This window comes from Variovorax sp. GW821-FHT09B05 (assembly GCF_059418265.1).
Map to the genome: position 1 here is coordinate 354,131 of NZ_JBWKPN010000009.1, position 15,117 is coordinate 369,247.

The window sequence follows — 15,117 nt, forward strand, 5'->3', positions numbered from 1 at the left end:
CCACACGCTTTCAGAGCCACGCCCGATGTACATCCCCGCGCATTTCGCCGTCACCGATCCCGCCGCGCTGCAGCGCGTCATCCGCGAGCATCCGCTCGGCATGCTGGTCACGCACGGCCCCGCGGGGCTGGACGCCGATCACCTGCCCTTCGAATTCGATCCCGAGGTCGGCACGCACGGCCTGCTCTCGGCCCACGTCGCGCGCGCCAACGACGTCTGGCAGCGCTGCCCGACCGGCACCGAGGTCATGGTGGTCTTTCGCGCCGCGCAGGCCTACATCTCGCCGAGCTGGTATCCGAGCAAGCACGAGCTGCACCGGCAGGTGCCGACCTGGAACTACGAGGTGGTGCATGCGCACGGCACGATCACCGTGCGCGACGACGAGCGCTTCGTGCGCGGCATCGTCGCGCGCCTCACGCGCCGCCACGAGGCGGCCGAGCCCAGGCCCTGGAAGATGGGCGACTCGGCGCCCGAATTCATCGACGGGCTGCTGGGCCACATCGTCGGCATCGAGATCGCGCTCACCTCGCTGGTCGGCAAGTCGAAGCTCAGCCAGAACAAGGAAACGCGCGACCGCGCGGGCGCGTCCGAGGCGCTGGCCGCGCGCGGCCATGCCGAGATCGCCGAGCGCATGCGCCCGATCGACTGATCGGACTGTCGCGCGCAGCTATGCGGCGGCGCCCACCGCGGCCCGGCGCTGCCCATGCCGGGGCCGTTGCAGCCCCAGGTGCTCGCGCAAGGTGCTTCCCTCGTACTCGGTGCGCACCAGGCCGCGCCGGCGCAGCTCGGGCAGCACCAGCTCGATGAAGTCCTGCAGGCCGCCCGGGAACCAGGGCGACATGATGTTGAAGCCGTCGGCTCCGCCTTCCTCGAACCACTGCTGCAGCTGGTCGGCGATGCTCTGCGGCGTGCCCACCACCTGCTGGTGGCCGCGTGCGCCCGCGATGCGCAGGTAGAGATCGCGGATGCTGAGGTTCTCGCGCCGCGCGAGGTCGAGCAGCAGGCGCTGCCGGCTCTTGGGACCGTTGGTCTCGGGCAGCTCGGGCACCGGGCCGTCGACCGGCAGGCCCGAGAAGTCGAAGCCGCCGATCACGTTCGACAGCAGCGAGACGCCGACCACCGGGTGCACCAGGTCCTGCAGCAGCGCGAACTTCTCTTCGGCCTCCTCCTGCGTGCGGCCGACCACCGGGAAGATGCCCGGCATGATCTTGATCGACTCGGGCTCGCGGTCGTAGGCCTGGGCGCGGTCCTTGATGTCGCGGTAGAAGCTCTTCGCCTCGTCGAAGGTCTGGTGCGCGACGAAGATCACCTCGGCCGTGCGCGCCGCGAGGTCGCGGCCGGCCTCCGAGGCGCCGGCCTGCACCACCACCGGCCGGCCCTGCGGCGAACGCGAGACGTTGAGCGGCCCGCGTACCGAGAAATGCTTGCCCTTGTGGTGCAGCACGTGCAGCTTGTCCGCGTGGAAGTACTGGCCGCTGTCCTTGTCGCGCACGAAGCTGTCGTCCTCCCAGCTGTCCCACAGGCCGGTCACCACGTCGTGGAACTCGGCCGCCCGCTCGTAGCGCAGCGCATGCTCGAAGTGCTCGTCGCGGTTGAAGTTCTGCGCCTCGCCGGTGCCGCTCGAGGTCACGAGGTTCCAGCCCGAGCGCCCGCCGCTGATCTGGTCGAGCGAGGCGAACTTGCGCGCCACGTTGAAGGGCTCGTTGAAGCTGGTCGACACGGTGGCGATCAGGCCGATGCGCTCGGTGACCGCGGCCAGCGCCGACAGCAGGGTCAGCGGCTCGAAGTGGTCGCTGCGCGCGGTGCGCGAGAGCGAGGCGAGTTCGCTGCTGCGCACGCCCACCGAGTCGGCCAGGAAGACGGCATCGAACTTCGCGGCCTCGGCCAGCTTCGCGAGCTCGACGTAGTGGCGGAAGTTGCTGCCCGCGTCGGCCTGGGCCTGCGGATGGCGCCAGGCGGCGATGTGGTGGCCGGTCTGCATGAGAAAGGCGCCCAGCTTGATCTGGCGGGAGGAAGTGGCCATGGGAACTCGTGGTCGGAGGGTGTGCGCGAAAGTGCGGCGGCAGGTTAAGTCGGTGCCCGCTCGCGCGGAAAGAAGGGATTCGCACTTCCTTAGGCGCGCACTGCATTTGGCAAGGCGGCCGGGAGGCGCAGCCTCGGTTTGCGCATATGCATGCGACTTTTTCTTCGCAGGCTGCGCGCGCCGCGGCCGCCACAATTTCCGCTTCATGCCCGAGCTTTCGCACGCACCCTCCGCCCAACGACCGACGGTGCGCAAGCGCCTCGGCTTCTTCAGCCGGCTGCTCGACGACGCCCCCGCGGCCGAGCGCTATCGCCTGGTGGCCGCGCAGATCGCGCACGCCGAGGCCTTCGGCTTCGACTCGGCCTGGGTCGCGCAGCACCATTTCCACGAACATGAGGGCGGGCTGCCGTCGCCCTTCGTCTTCCTCGCCCACGTGGCCGCGCGCACGCGCCGCATCCGGCTGGGCACCGGCATCGTGACCCTGCCGCTCGAGAACGCGCTGCGCGTGGCCGAGGACGCCATCGTGCTGGACCTGCTCGCGGGTGGCCGGCTCGAAATCGGCGTGGGCACGGGCGGCACGCCCGAGGCCTTCGCCGCCTTCGGCCTCGACGCGGCCGAGCGTCCGGCGCTGTTCGCGCGGCAGCTCGCCGCCGTGCGCGCGGCCTGGGCCGGCCGGCCGCTCGCGGGCGGCGACACGCTGTACCCCGCGGGCGCGCAACTGCTGGGCCGGATCTGGCAGGCGACTTTCTCCGTCAGTGGCGGCACGCGCGCGGGCCAGGCCGGCGACGGCCTGATGCTCTCGCGCACCCAGCCGCGCACGCTCGAAGCACCCGATGCGACGCTGGCCGAGCTGCAAAACCCGATCGTCGATGCCTACCTGGCCGCGCTGCCCGCCGGCGCCACGCCGCGCATCGTGGGATCGCGCAGCGTCTTCGTGGCCGACACGCGTGCCGAGGCGTTGCGCCTGGCCGAGATCGGCCTGCGCCACTCGGCCGCGCGCTTCGCGGCCTCGGGCGGCGGTGGCCTCGCGGACCGCGCGGGCCCCGAGGCCACGCTCGAACAACTGATCGCGGCCTACGACGTGCACGTGGGAACGCCCGAGGACGTGATCGCCTCGCTTGCCGCCGACAGCACGCTCGCGCGCGTCACCGACCTCGTGTGCCAGGTGCACTCGGTCGATCCGCCGCATGCGGCGATCCTGCGCTCGATCGAGCTCGTCGCCACCGAGGTCGCGCCCGCGCTCGGCTGGCAGCGGAACACGGCGACGGCACCCACCGACATTCCTTCCCTCCAGACCTCATGACCGCCACCACCCCTCCCGTCGCCGACGTGATCGACCAGCTGGTCGACATCGCGCCCGGCGATCCGCTCGACCGGCTGCGCGCGCAGCGCGAACAGGCGCGCCTCAACGCGCAACAGAGCTATCTCGCGCTGTTCGCGCCCACGCCGCCCGTGCCCGAAGACTTCGACATCGCGGACCGCTTCGCCGTCGCGGCCTTCGTGACCGCGCTGCACCAACAGCCCGAGGTCGCGCGCTTCTATGCGCAGCACCTCGCCGCGCAGCGCGCCCGCGCGGGCGTGGCCGAGGCGATCGCCGACGAAGCGAAACGCGCCGCCGCCAAGGGACCGTATGGCCGCTATCCCGCCGGCCCGCTGAGCGCCGAGGGCACGCCCGGCCCCTCGTACGTGGTCGCCGATGCGAACCGCGAAGCGCTGGGCTCGCGCCTGTCGGCCGCGCTCGTGCATGCGCAGCTGCTGGTGTTCCATCCGCGCGATGCGAGCCCCTCCGCGCTGCAGGCCTTGCTCGATGCCGGCTGGTCGTCCACCGGCATCGTGACCCTGTCGCAGCTCGTGGCCTTCCTCGCGTTCCAGGTCCGCGTCGTCGCGGGCCTGCGCACGCTGGCGCGCCATCCCATCACTTTCGTCGACTGAACGCCATGGCCACCGAATCGACCCTGAGCTACCCGGACAACGCGCATCCCACGCGCTTCACGCAGGCGCAGCTCGAATGGCTGCCCTGGCTCGAGCCGCTGCCCGAAGCCGAGCTCACCGAACGCCACTTCGCGGGCCTGGTGGATGCCTCGCGCGCCAAGTCGCCGTACTTCCGGCTGCTCGCGCGCGATCCCGACATCCTCGGCGCGCGCACGCGCACCGACAAGGACATCTTCTACAACCCCGAGGCCGGCCTGCCGCGCGCCGAGCGCGAACTGGCCGCGGCCGCGGCCTCGCGCCACAACGGCTGCATCTACTGCGCCTCGGTGCATGCGCGCTTCGCCACGCATTTCTCGCAGCGTTCGGACGACGTGCAGCGGCTGCTCGACGAGGGCACGACGGCTGCGCTCGGCGAGCGCTGGGACGCGATCGTCGCGGCTTCGGTGGCGCTGTCGTCCACGCCCTCGAGCTTCGGCACCGAGCACATCGAGGCGCTGCGCGCGCAGGGCCTGGACGATCTCGCGATCGCCGACGTGATCCACGGCGCGGCCTTCTTCAACTGGGCGAACCGGTTGATGCTCTCGCTGGGCGAGCCGCAACAACCCTGACGCCTAGTCGCCGTCGTCGGGCGGCGCCTCCGCGCTGGCGCGCGCGATCGCCTCGCGCGCCATGCCGGGCGCGAAGGCATCGATGAAGGCATGGATGTAGCCGCGCAGATGCCCGCCGCGGCGCACCGCGAGCTGGGTGCGGTTCTCGCCGAACAGGTGGCCGGCTTCCAGCGCGCGCAGGCGCCGGTCGCGCACCGCGTCGTAGGCCAGGTCGGCGACGATGCCCACGCCCACGCCCAGTTCCACGTAGGTCTTGATCACGTCGGCATCCATCGCGGCCAGCACGATGTCGGGCGAGAGGCCATGGCGCGCGAAGGCCTCGTCGATGCGCGAGCGGCCCGTGAGGCCGCTGTCGTAGGTGATGAGCGGATGGCGCGCGAGCTTCTCGATGGTGAGCGGCGCCTCGGTCAGCAGCGGATGGCCCGCGGGCGCCACCACCAGGTGCGTCCAGCAGCGACAGGAGATGGCCGCGAGCTGCGGATGGTTCTGCGGCAACTCGGTGGCGATGCCCACGTCGACCTCGCCGTCGAGCAGCATCTGCGCGATCTGGCGCGGCGTGCCCTGGTGCAGGTGCAGCCGCACGCCGGGAAAGCGCAGCCGGAACTCCTGCACCGCGGCCGGCAGCGCATAGCGCGCCTGCGAATGCGTGGCCGCGATCGACAGCAGGCCCTCCTCGCGCGCCAGGAAATCCTGGCCGGCCTGGCGCAGGTTCAGGCTGTCGTCGAGCACGCGCTCGATGATCGGCAGCAGGTGGTCGCCGGGCGAGGTGAGGCCGGTGAGCCGCTTGCCCGAGCGCTTGAACAGCAGGATGCCGAGCTCGTTCTCGAGGTCGCGGATCTGCCGGCTCACGCCGGACTGCGAGGCCTCGAGCACCACGGCGGCTTCGCTGAGGTTGAAGCCGCAGCGCACGGTCTCGCGCACGGATCGCAGTTGCTGGAAGTTCATGGCGACGGGAAGAGGCTTGTCTCTGGCGGGGGCATGCGCCTTCCGGGCGCGCACTCGGTGGGAGTGCCCGCAGGCTATCGCGCGAAGATGCCGTGCGGCAAAGAACAAAAACGGATCAGCGTATGCGGATTACGTGCTTCGCGAAGGCCGCGCTCTCTTGAAGAATGAGGGCTCTTGCCTTCGAGGGTGAGTGTCTCCTGGTCGCTACGGCGATGCAGTTTCAACGGGCCCCTCGGGGCCCGTTTTTTTTCGCGGCATCCGCCGCGCCACTCCTGTCGATCACTTCATGAGCAACGACTACTCCACGTCCCTCGAACCGAACGACCCGCGCGACCGCTTCGCCCACGAGGCCCTGCGCCTGCTCGGCCCCGCGCCCGCCAACTGGGTGCCGCGCCACGATGGCATCGACCACGACGTGCTCGTCGTCGGCGGCGGCCAGAGCGGTGCCGCGCTCTCGTTCGCGCTGCGCCGCGCGGGCATCGCCGAAGTCAGCGTGATCGATGCCGAGCCCGATGCGCAGCGCGCGGGCGTGTGGCTCACGCGCGCGCGCATGCACAAGCTGCGCACGCTCAAGAACCTGGTGGGTCCCGAAGGCTCGGTGAGCGCGCTGGGCTTCCAGGCCTGGTACGAATCGCGCCACGGCCTCGAGGCCTATGCGGCGCTCGACCGCATTCCGCGCACCGACTGGGCCGCCTACCTCGACTGGTTCCGCCACATCACCGCCACCGGGGTGCGTTACGGCACGCGGCTGGTCGGCTTCGAGGCGGCCGGGCAGGGCGCGGTGCCGCACTTCCACGTGCGGCTCGAGGTCGATGGCCAGGAGCGCATCGAGACCGCGCGCAAGCTGATCTTCGCCAACGGCGTGGCCGGCAGCGGCGCGCCCTTCGTGCCCGAGCTGCTCGCGAACGCGGTGGCCAGCGGGCTCGCGGCCCACACCGGCCATGCGATCGATTTCGCGGCGCTCGAAGGCAAGCGCGTGGCCGTGATCGGCGCGGCGGCCTCGGCCTTCGACGCGGCCGCGGTGGCGCTCGAGCATGGCGCGGCCGCCGTGCACCTGTTCGCGCGCCGCGACCACCTCGCGGCCACGCCGGTGGCGCGCGTGCGTGGCTATCCGGGCCTGTACGACAACTACTTCGCGCTGCCCGATGCCACGCGCTGGCACCATGCGGCGCGCTACCGCCGCCTGGGCACCACGCCGCCGCCCGACTCGGTGCAGCGCGTGCTGGCCTTTCCCAATTTCCATCTGCACCTGGGCGCGCCGTGGCGCGGCGTCACGCAGAACGGCAACCAGCTCGTGGCCCACGTGCACGACGAGCATTTCCACTTCGACTTCGCGATCGCCGGCACCGGCTACAGCCACGAGTTGAGCGAACGCCCCGAGCTGACCGGCATCGCCGACCTGGTGCTGCGCTGGCGCGACCGCTTCGAGGCGCCCGCGCACGAGCGCGACGACGAGCTCGCCGCCGCGCCCTACCTGGGCACGGGCCTCGAGCTGGTCGAGAAGACGGCGGGCACGGCGCCGTGGCTGCGCGACGTCCACGTCTACAACCCGGGCGGCTTCGCGAGCACCGGCCTGCCGCTGGGCGACGTGCCCGGCATGCGCGGCTACGTGCCGGCCATCGTGCGCCGCATCAGCGAGGACCTGGTGCTGGCCGACCTGCCGCTGCACGAGGCACGCACGCGCGCCGAGGTGGCGCCGGACTTCGGGCCCGAGCTCTATGCGGGCGCGCTGTGGCAGGGCGAGGCGCGGTTGCAGGCGGCCTGAACGGATGGCGGCGGGAACTCAGCGCAGCGAGATCCCCGCCGTCTGAATGGTCTTCGCATAGCGGATGCGCTCCGCCGCCAGCGTGCGCCCCAGGTCGGCCGGCGAGCCGCCGGTCACCTTGAAGCCCATGTCCTCGAGCTTGGCACGCGTCTCGGGCGCGGCGATCACGGCCTGGATGTCGCGGTTGATCTTCGCGACCACGGCCGGCGGCGTGCCGGCCGGCGCGAAATAGCCCTGCCAGCTCTCGACCGCGAAGCCCGGCAGTCCGGCCTCGGCCATGGTCGGCACCTCGGGCAGCGCGCCCGAGCGGTAGTCGGTGGTGACCGCGAGCGCGCGCAGCTTGCCGGCGCGCACGTGGTCGGTCACGGCGGCCAGCGTGATCAGCGTGGCGTCGACATGGCCCGCGAGCACGTCGAGCGTGGCCGGCCCGCCGCCCGAGTAGGGGATGTAGTTGACCTGCGCGCCGGTCTCCTGGCCGATCATCTCGTGCGCCACGTGGGCGATGCCGCCATTGCCGGGCAGGCCCAGGCTGATCGAGTGCGGCCGCGCCTTGGCGCGCGCGAGGTAGGCGCGGAAGTCGGCGATGCCGGTCTTCGGGTTGACCACCAGGATCTGCGGGTTGACCACCGCCTTGATCACCGGCGTGAAGGCCTTCTGGCCGTCGTAGGGCAGGCGGTCGAACAGGATGCCGTTGAGCGTCAGTCCCTCGCCCTGCTGCAGCAGCGTGTAGCCGTCGGCCGGCGACTTGGCCACGCGCGCGGCGCCGATGGTGCCGCTGGCGCCCCCGAGGTTCTCGACCACCACCGACTGGCCCCAGCGCTCGGTCAGGCGCTCGGCGATCAGGCGGGTGAGCTTGTCGGCGCTGCCGCCGGCGGCCACCGGCACCACGATGTGGACCGGCTTCGAGGGGAAACCTGCCGCCTCGTCGGTGGCGGCGCGGGCGGAAGCCGTGAAGGCGGCGAGCAGGACGGGCGCGGCCAGCGTGGCGCGCAGCAGGGCGCGGCGCGCGCCGCGGGTCGGGGAGGGCAGGGAGGTCATGGAGTGTCTTGTTCGAGGATGCGCCGACCGTAGGCGCGGGCGCGCGCGCGTCCAACGAAGCAAACCGGATATGCGTAGAAGAAAAACTTCGTTCGGCCGGCCCGGTCCGGCGCATACCCTGCCCACACCGCGGCCCCGGGCCGTGTTCCCGCTTCCCCGCCTTCCCCTCGAAAGTCCCCCATGAGCCTCTCCGAACTCCCCGTCGAAACGGCGGGCAACGACGTCGCGAGCGAGCGCGCGCGCGCCATCGATGCCTTCCTCGCGCAGGCGCGCGGCCTGCTGGCCGCCGGCCCCGGCGAAGACCATGCCCGGCTGCAGCCCGTGGCCGACGCACTGATCGCCCTGGGCCGGGGCGCCGACCTGTTCCCGGCCGCCCATTTCCCCATCGATGCCGAGCGCCCCGCGCAGGTCTACCGGCTGGCCGAGGACGCCGATGGCGGCTTCGCGCTGTATCTCTCTGCGGGCCTGGCCGGCAAGGCCCAGCCGCCGCACGACCACACGACCTGGGCGATCATCGCGGGCGTCGAGGGCAACGAGCGCAACGTGCTCTACCGCCGCGAGAAGACCGCCGATCCCGCGCGCGACGACCTCGTGCAGACGCGCGTGGTCGACGTGGCCGCGGGCAGCGCGGTGGTGCTGACGCCGACCGACGTCCACACCATCGAACTGGTCGACGGCCTCGACGGCCGGCACCTGCATTTCTACGGCCGCGCGCTCGAGCGGCTCGAGCATCGCGTGGTGTTCGAAGGCACGGCCGGCGGCAGCTACCGCCGGTTCGGCCCGCCGCGCAACATCCGCCATCCGGCGATCGCGCCGGCGGCGCTCAAGGCCGCGCTGTCCGACGGCGAGGAGATCGCGCTGCTCGACGTGCGCGAGACCGGCGTGTTCGTGCGCAGCCACATCCTGCTGGCCGCCTCGGCGCCGCTGTGGCGGCTCGAGCTCTTGATCGACCGCCTGGTGCCGCGCCGCGACACCCGCATCGTGCTGACCGACGCCGACGAGTCGCTGGCCCACCAGGCGGCGGGCAAGCTGGTGCGCCTGGGCTGGCGCAACGTGTCGGTGCTGGCCGGCGGCACCGCGGGCTGGGCCGCGGCGGGCTACGAACTCTTCAGCGGCAGCAACGTGCCGAGCAAGGCCTTCGGCGAGGTCATCGAGCACCGCAAGCACACGCCGTGGATCTCGGTCGACGAGCTGCATCAGCGCGTGGAGCGCGGCGACGACATCGTGGTCGTCGACAGCCGCACGCCCGAGGATTTCGCCGACTTCAGCCTGCCGTTCGCGCACAGCCTGCCGGGCGCCGAGCTGGTCTACCGCATCCATGAATTCGCGCCGCGTCCCGAGACGCTGGTGGTGGTGAACTGCGCCGGCCGCACGCGCAGCATCGTCGGCGCGCAGACGCTGATCGACGCGGGCATCCCGAACCCCGTGGTCTCGCTCAAGGACGGCACCATGGCCTGGCTGCTGGCCGGGCGCACGCTGTCGCATGGCCGCAGCGCGCCGCTGCCCGAGCCCGAGGCCGCCGGCCTCGAGCAGGCGCGCGCGCGGGCCGAGGACGTGGCCCGGCGCGCCGGCGTGCGCCGCATCGACGCCGCGGGCCTGGCACGGCTCGAGGCCGAGGCGGGCGAACGCTCGCTCTACCGCTTCGACGTGCGCACGCGCCAGGAATACGAGGCCGGCCATCTCGAGGGCTGGCGCTGGGCGCCCGGCGGCCAACTGGTGCAGGCCACCGACGAGTACGTCGGCGTGCGCCGCGCGCGCATCGTGCTGGCCGACTGGGACGGCGTGCGCGCGCTGACCACCGCGGCCTGGCTCGCGCAGCTCGGCGGCCACGAGGTCTTCGTGCATGCGCCGGCGCCGCTGCCCGTGCTGGTGCTCGGCCCCGAGCCGGTGAAGCTGCTGCCGCTGCATGCGCGCGCGCCGCGCATCGCGGTGCGCGAGCTGGCGGCGGCGCTCGACGCCGGCAGCGTCGCGGTGTTCGACATCGAGCGCCGCGCCGCCTACGAGCGCCGCCATGTCGCGGGCGCGCGCTTCGCGGTGCCCGACCGGCTCGAGGAATTCATCGCCGGCCTGCCCGCCACGCAGCGCGTGGTGCTGGTCTCGTCCGACGGCGTGCTGGCCGGCGCGGTCGCGGCCGAACTCATCGCACGGCTGGCCCGCGACGGCAGCGCGCGCGAGGTGCTCGCGCTGGCGGGCGGCACCCAGGCCTGGGTCGCGGCCGGCCTGCCCACCGGCCAGGGCGGCGAGGGCGTGCTGACCGGCGACGACGACCACTGGTACAGCCCCTACGCGCATGCCGACCTGGCAGCGCGCAATGCCGGCTTCCAGCAGTACCTCGACTGGGAGATCGGCCTCGTGGCCCAGCTCGAGCGCGAAGGCGACGTGGGCATCCGGCTGGTCGCGCCCGCCACGGCCGACGCGGCGGTGGCGCCATGAACCTGCGAAGCGCCGGCCGAACCCTGGTGCGCACGGCCTGGCAGGCCGTGCCGACCGTGATCGGCGTCATCCTGCTGAACTTCGTGCTGATGCAGCTGATCCCGGGCGACGCCGCCGACGTGGTGGCGGCCGAATCGGGCTCGGCCACGGCCGAGAGCATGGCGCAGCTGCGCGCCCACTTCGGCCTCGACCTGCCGGTGCTGCAGCAGCTCGGCAGCTACCTCTACAACCTCTCGCACGGCAGCCTCGGCGTTTCGCCGCGCTACAACATGCCGGTGGTGGCGCTGATCGGCGCGCGCCTGGGCAACACGCTGCTCTTGATGCTCACCGCGCTGGGCTTCGCGCTCGCCATCGGCATCGCGCTGGGCACCATCATGGCCACCCGCGTGGGCCGCTGGCAGGACCGCACGCTCTCGGTGCTGGCGCTGCTGCTGTACTCCACGCCGGGCTTCTGGCTCGGGCTGATGGCGATCGTGCTGTTCTCGGTGCACCTGGGCTGGCTGCCCACGGGCGGCAGCGAGACCATCGGCGCGGGCTACACCGGGCTGAAGCACGCGGTCGACGTGGCGCGCCATCTGGTGCTGCCCGCGCTCGCGCTCGCGGGCTTCTACATCGCCATCTTCTCGCGGCTCACGCGCGCGGCCATGCTCGAGGTGTCGCGCCAGGACTTCGTGCGCACCGCCGAGGCCAAGGGCCTGCATCCGTGGACCGTCACGATGCGCCACGTGCTGCGCAACGCGCTGATCCCGGTCACCACCGTGGCCGGCATGCACCTGGGCACCCTGCTCGGCGGCGCGGTGGTGGTCGAGACCGTCTTCAGCTGGCCCGGCCTCGGCCGGCTGGCCTTCGACTCGGTGGCCGGACGCGACTACACGGTGCTGCTCGGCGTGCTGCTGATGTCCTCGCTGCTGGTGATCGTGGCCAACATGCTGGTCGACCTGCTGCACGCGCTGCTCGATCCGCGCATCCAGGTGCGCTGAGTTCCGCGCGCGCACCGCTTCACGCTCTTCTGGTTCCTCACCGATGTCCACTCCCTTCCTGCTCGATTCCAACCTCGCGCAAGCGCCCGCGCCGGCAACGGCGCCCCGCCGCGCGAAACCGCCCGCGCCGCCGACGCCCGCCGCTTCCGTCGTCGTCGCCGCCGTCGACGCACGCCCGGTCTCGGCGCGCCGCGCCGCGCTGCGTGCCTTCGTGCGCAACCCCTCCGCCGTGGCGGGCGTGGTGCTGCTGCTGGCCATGCTGGTGCTGGCCCTGCTCGCGCCGCTGCTCTATCCGGGCGATCCGCTCGACATGGTCGCGCAGCCGCTGCTGTGGCCCGGCCAGGACGCGGCCTATCCGCTGGGCAGCGATTCGCTCGGGCGCGACGTCGCCGCCGGCATCGCGCATGGCGCGCGCATCTCGCTCGCGGTGGGCGTGGTCGCGGCCGTGCTGAGCCTCGCGATCGGCATCCTCGTGGGCGCCACCGCGGGCTACTTCGGCGGCCGGGTCGACGACGTGCTGGTGCGCATCACCGAGCTGTTCCAGACCATGCCCTCGTTCCTGTTCGTGATCGTGGTGGTGGCGATCGGCCAGCCCTCGGTGCCGGTGATCGTGTTCGCGATCGGCCTGGCCTCCTGGCCCGTGATCGCGCGGCTGGTGCGCGCCGAGTTCCGCGCGCTGCGCGAGACCGAGTTCGTGCTCGCCGCGCGCAGCCAGGGCTTCGGCCATGCGCGCATCATCTTCCAGGAGATGCTGCCGAACGCGCTGCCGCCGGTCATCGTCACCACCTCGGTGCTGGTGGCCAGCGCCATCCTGATCGAGTCGGCGCTGTCCTTCCTCGGCATGGGCGACCCCAATGCGGTGTCGTGGGGCAGCATGATCGGCCAGGGCCGCGAGCTGCTGCGCACCGCCTGGTACCTCACGGCGCTGCCGGGCGCGGCCATCGTCTTCACCGTGCTCGCCCTCAATCTCGTGGGCGACGGCCTCAACGATGCCTTCAACCCGCGTTTGAGGGGCCGTTGAGATGACGCTCGAACAAGTGACGATCGCGCCGCCGCTGCTGGACGTGCGCGGCCTCGATGTCTTCTTCCACGGCTCGAACGGTCCGATCCAGGCCGTGCGCGGGCTGGACCTGACCCTGCAGCGCGGCGAGACGCTGGCGCTGGTCGGCGAGTCGGGCTGCGGCAAGTCAACCACCGCGCTGGCGCTGCTGCGCCTGCTCGCGCCCGGCACCGCGCTGCGCGGCAGCATCCATTTCGACGGGCGCGACATCCTCGCGCTGTCGCCGGCCGCGTTGCGCGAGGTGCGCGGGCGCGAGATCGCGATGATCTTCCAGGAGCCGATGACTTCGCTGAACCCGGTGCACACCATCGGCGCGCAGATCGAGGAGACGCTGCGCCGCCACGAGAAGCTCTCGGCCGCCGCGGCGCGCCGGCGCGCCATCGAGCTGCTCGACCTGGTGCGCATCCCCGAGCCGCAGCGGCGCATCGACGACCATCCGCACAACCTCTCGGGCGGCCAGCGCCAGCGCGTGATGATCGCGATGGCCGTGGCCTGCAAGCCGCGCCTGCTGGTGGCCGACGAACCGACCACCGCGCTCGACGTGACCATCCAGGCGCAGATCCTCGAGCTGCTCGACGGCCTGCGCCGCGAGCTCGACATGGCGCTGCTGCTGATCACGCACGACCTGGGCCTGGTGGCCCAGTGGGCCGACCGCGTGGCCGTGATGTACGGCGGCGAGAAGGTCGAGGAGGCACCGACCTCGAAGCTCTTCGCCGCTCCTTCGCATGCCTACACCCGCGGCCTGCTCGGCGCCTCGCTGCATGCCGGCAGCGCGCTGCACTACGCGGATGCGCGCCTGCCCGAGATCCAGACCCGGCTCGACCCCGCCACCGGCATGCGCGACTTCGCGCTGCATGTGCCGCAGCCGAACACGAAGGTGCGTGCCTTGCCCGTGCGCGCCGCGGCGGGCGAGCCGCTGCTGTCGGTGCAGGACCTGCGCACCGACTATCCGACGCGCGGTGGCGGCGTGCTGCATGCGGTCGACGGTGTGTCCTTCGACATCCGCGCCGGCGAGACCGTGGGCCTGGTCGGCGAATCGGGCTGCGGCAAGTCCACGCTCTCGCGCACGCTGTTGCGGCTGGTGGATCCGGCGGGCGGACGCATCGTGTTCGACGGCACCGACATCGCTTCGCTGTCCGAGAAAGCGCTCAAGCCCTGGCGGCGGCGCGTGCAGATGGTGTTCCAGGACCCCTATGCGTCGCTGAACCCGCGGCGCAGCGTGTTCGACATCCTCGAGTCGGTGCTCAAGGTGCACGGTGTGGACGACCGCGCCGAGCGGCGCAACCGCATCGCCGCCATCCTCGAGCGCGTGGGCCTGCCGGCCGACGCGGCGCGGCGCTTTCCCAACGAGTTCTCGGGCGGGCAGCGACAGCGCATCGGCATCGCGCGCGCGCTCGTGCTGCGGCCGTCGCTGGTGGTGCTCGACGAGCCGGTGTCGGCGCTCGACGTGTCGGTGCAGGCGCAGATCCTGAACCTGCTGGTGGAGCTGAAGGAGGACTTCGGGCTCTCCTACCTGTTCATCTCGCACGATCTGTCGGTGGTGCGGTATATCGCGGATCGGGTGATGGTGATGAACAAGGGGAAGATCGTGGAAACGGGGGGGTATCAGGATATTTGGGATCGGCCGCAGCATGCTTATACGCGGAGCTTGATTGCTGCTGTGCCGGGAGCGGAGCAGCGAAAGGCGGCTTGAGGCTGCTCCAGAAAAAGTTCCGGGCTCTTCGTCTGGATCGACTACGACTATGCAACGATCTACACCCGGTTCATCGGCACGCACGCGCAGTACGACCAGATCGACGCGAAGACCATTTGAAGAAGCCCGTCATGGAGATTCAACCCGTCAAGAACGAAAGCAGCTACCGCGCCGCGCTCGCGGCGATTGAAGGCCTGATGATGGCCAAGCGGGACACGCCCGAAGGCGACCGCCTCGATGTGCTCGTGACGCTGGTTCAGGCCTACGAAGCGAAGCATCACCCGATCGATCCCCCCGACCCGATCGAGGCGATCAAGTTCCGCATGGATCAGTCGGGCATGGGCGTGAAGGATCTCGTTCCCTTTATCGGGCCGCTGAATCGTGTGTACGAGGTGTTGGCGCGCAAGCGCCCGTTGACGTTGCACATGATCCGGCGTTTGAACAAGGGGATGGGGATTCCGGCCGATGTGTTGATTGGGTTGGCCGAGGAAGAAGCATTGGCGGATTGATGTGCGCGTGGGGCCGGCTCTTCGGTTTTATGTGTTCTTCTCTTTGGTGAGGCTGTTGGCCGGGTCTCGCCCCGGCGGGCGAGTCACTTTCTCTTGTCTCGCCAAGAGAAAGTAACCAAAGAGAAGGCGAC

The 15,117-nt window shown here is 71.4% G+C and carries 14 protein-coding genes; 11 read left to right on the plus strand and 3 right to left on the minus strand.

Annotated elements, in window-relative coordinates; translation table 11 throughout:
* Positions 1–25: 25 nt before the first annotated feature.
* Positions 26–649 carry an FMN-binding negative transcriptional regulator gene (locus tag AC07RM_RS24345; protein WP_296779650.1) on the plus strand — a complete coding sequence of 208 codons (624 nt, stop codon included), beginning with the start codon at positions 26–28 and terminating at the stop codon, positions 647–649.
* Between the two features lie 18 nt (positions 650–667).
* Here the strand turns inward: AC07RM_RS24345 and AC07RM_RS24350 are convergent, their stop codons facing one another.
* Positions 668–2,023 (minus strand): LLM class flavin-dependent oxidoreductase, encoded by a 1,356-nt coding sequence (locus tag AC07RM_RS24350; protein ID WP_395345965.1) that lies wholly within the window; start codon positions 2,021–2,023, stop codon positions 668–670.
* 205 nt (positions 2,024–2,228) lie between these two features.
* Here AC07RM_RS24350 and AC07RM_RS24355 point away from each other — a divergent pair, with 205 nt between their 5' ends.
* Genes AC07RM_RS24355 through AC07RM_RS24365 form a run of 3 tightly spaced genes read left to right on the plus strand, consistent with a single transcriptional unit; the run spans position 2,229 to position 4,563 of the window.
* Positions 2,229–3,326, plus strand: a complete 1,098-nt coding sequence (locus tag AC07RM_RS24355) for a putative FMN-dependent luciferase-like monooxygenase (RefSeq protein WP_495336207.1) — start codon at positions 2,229–2,231, stop codon at positions 3,324–3,326.
* A complete protein-coding gene (locus AC07RM_RS24360) occupies positions 3,323–3,955 on the plus strand; it encodes a CMD domain protein (RefSeq protein ID WP_495336208.1) in 633 nt (210 codons plus the stop codon). The genes AC07RM_RS24355 and AC07RM_RS24360 overlap by 4 nt, the downstream gene beginning before the upstream one ends.
* A gap of 5 nt (positions 3,956–3,960) precedes the next feature.
* Positions 3,961–4,563, plus strand: a complete 603-nt coding sequence (locus AC07RM_RS24365; RefSeq protein WP_495336209.1) for an alkylhydroperoxidase domain protein — start codon at positions 3,961–3,963, stop codon at positions 4,561–4,563.
* Between the two features lie 3 nt (positions 4,564–4,566).
* Here the strand turns inward: AC07RM_RS24365 and AC07RM_RS24370 are convergent, their stop codons facing one another.
* Positions 4,567–5,508, minus strand: coding sequence for a CysB family HTH-type transcriptional regulator (locus AC07RM_RS24370; RefSeq protein ID WP_495336210.1), 942 nt, complete (start codon positions 5,506–5,508; stop codon positions 4,567–4,569).
* A 286-nt stretch (positions 5,509–5,794) separates the two neighbouring features.
* On the opposite strand from AC07RM_RS24370, the gene AC07RM_RS24375 reads away from it, so the two are divergent.
* Entirely contained in the window at positions 5,795–7,273 is a 1,479-nt protein-coding gene (locus AC07RM_RS24375; RefSeq protein WP_495336211.1) for a SidA/IucD/PvdA family monooxygenase, read from the plus strand.
* An 18-nt stretch (positions 7,274–7,291) separates the two neighbouring features.
* On the opposite strand, the gene AC07RM_RS24380 is transcribed toward AC07RM_RS24375, so the two are convergent.
* Positions 7,292–8,311, minus strand: a complete 1,020-nt coding sequence (locus tag AC07RM_RS24380; protein ID WP_495336212.1) for a tripartite tricarboxylate transporter substrate binding protein — start codon at positions 8,309–8,311, stop codon at positions 7,292–7,294.
* 180 nt (positions 8,312–8,491) lie between these two features.
* Between AC07RM_RS24380 and AC07RM_RS24385 the strand changes: the two genes are divergently transcribed.
* The 6 genes from AC07RM_RS24385 to AC07RM_RS24410 are packed head-to-tail and all read left to right on the plus strand — an operon-like array spanning position 8,492 to position 14,986.
* On the plus strand, positions 8,492–10,744 hold the full coding sequence (locus AC07RM_RS24385; protein WP_495336213.1) for a rhodanese-like domain-containing protein: 2,253 nt from the start codon (positions 8,492–8,494) through the stop codon (positions 10,742–10,744).
* Complete coding sequence (locus AC07RM_RS24390; RefSeq protein WP_093345771.1) at positions 10,741–11,724, plus strand: ABC transporter permease; 984 nt, start codon at positions 10,741–10,743, stop codon at positions 11,722–11,724. Before AC07RM_RS24385 ends, AC07RM_RS24390 begins: the two co-directional genes overlap by 4 nt.
* 43 nt (positions 11,725–11,767) lie before the next feature.
* Positions 11,768–12,745, plus strand: a complete 978-nt coding sequence (locus AC07RM_RS24395; RefSeq protein ID WP_495336214.1) for an ABC transporter permease — start codon at positions 11,768–11,770, stop codon at positions 12,743–12,745.
* 1 nt (position 12,746) lies between these two features.
* Positions 12,747–14,477, plus strand: a complete 1,731-nt coding sequence (locus AC07RM_RS24400) for an ABC transporter ATP-binding protein (RefSeq protein ID WP_495336215.1) — start codon at positions 12,747–12,749, stop codon at positions 14,475–14,477.
* A 36-nt stretch (positions 14,478–14,513) separates the two neighbouring features.
* Complete coding sequence (locus tag AC07RM_RS24405; RefSeq protein WP_203208378.1) at positions 14,514–14,597, plus strand: type II toxin-antitoxin system HigB family toxin; 84 nt, start codon at positions 14,514–14,516, stop codon at positions 14,595–14,597.
* 11 nt (positions 14,598–14,608) lie between these two features.
* Positions 14,609–14,986: a helix-turn-helix domain-containing protein gene (locus AC07RM_RS24410; protein ID WP_093345779.1), complete on the plus strand. Its 378-nt coding sequence runs from the start codon at positions 14,609–14,611 to the stop codon at positions 14,984–14,986.
* Positions 14,987–15,117: the final 131 nt, after the last annotated feature.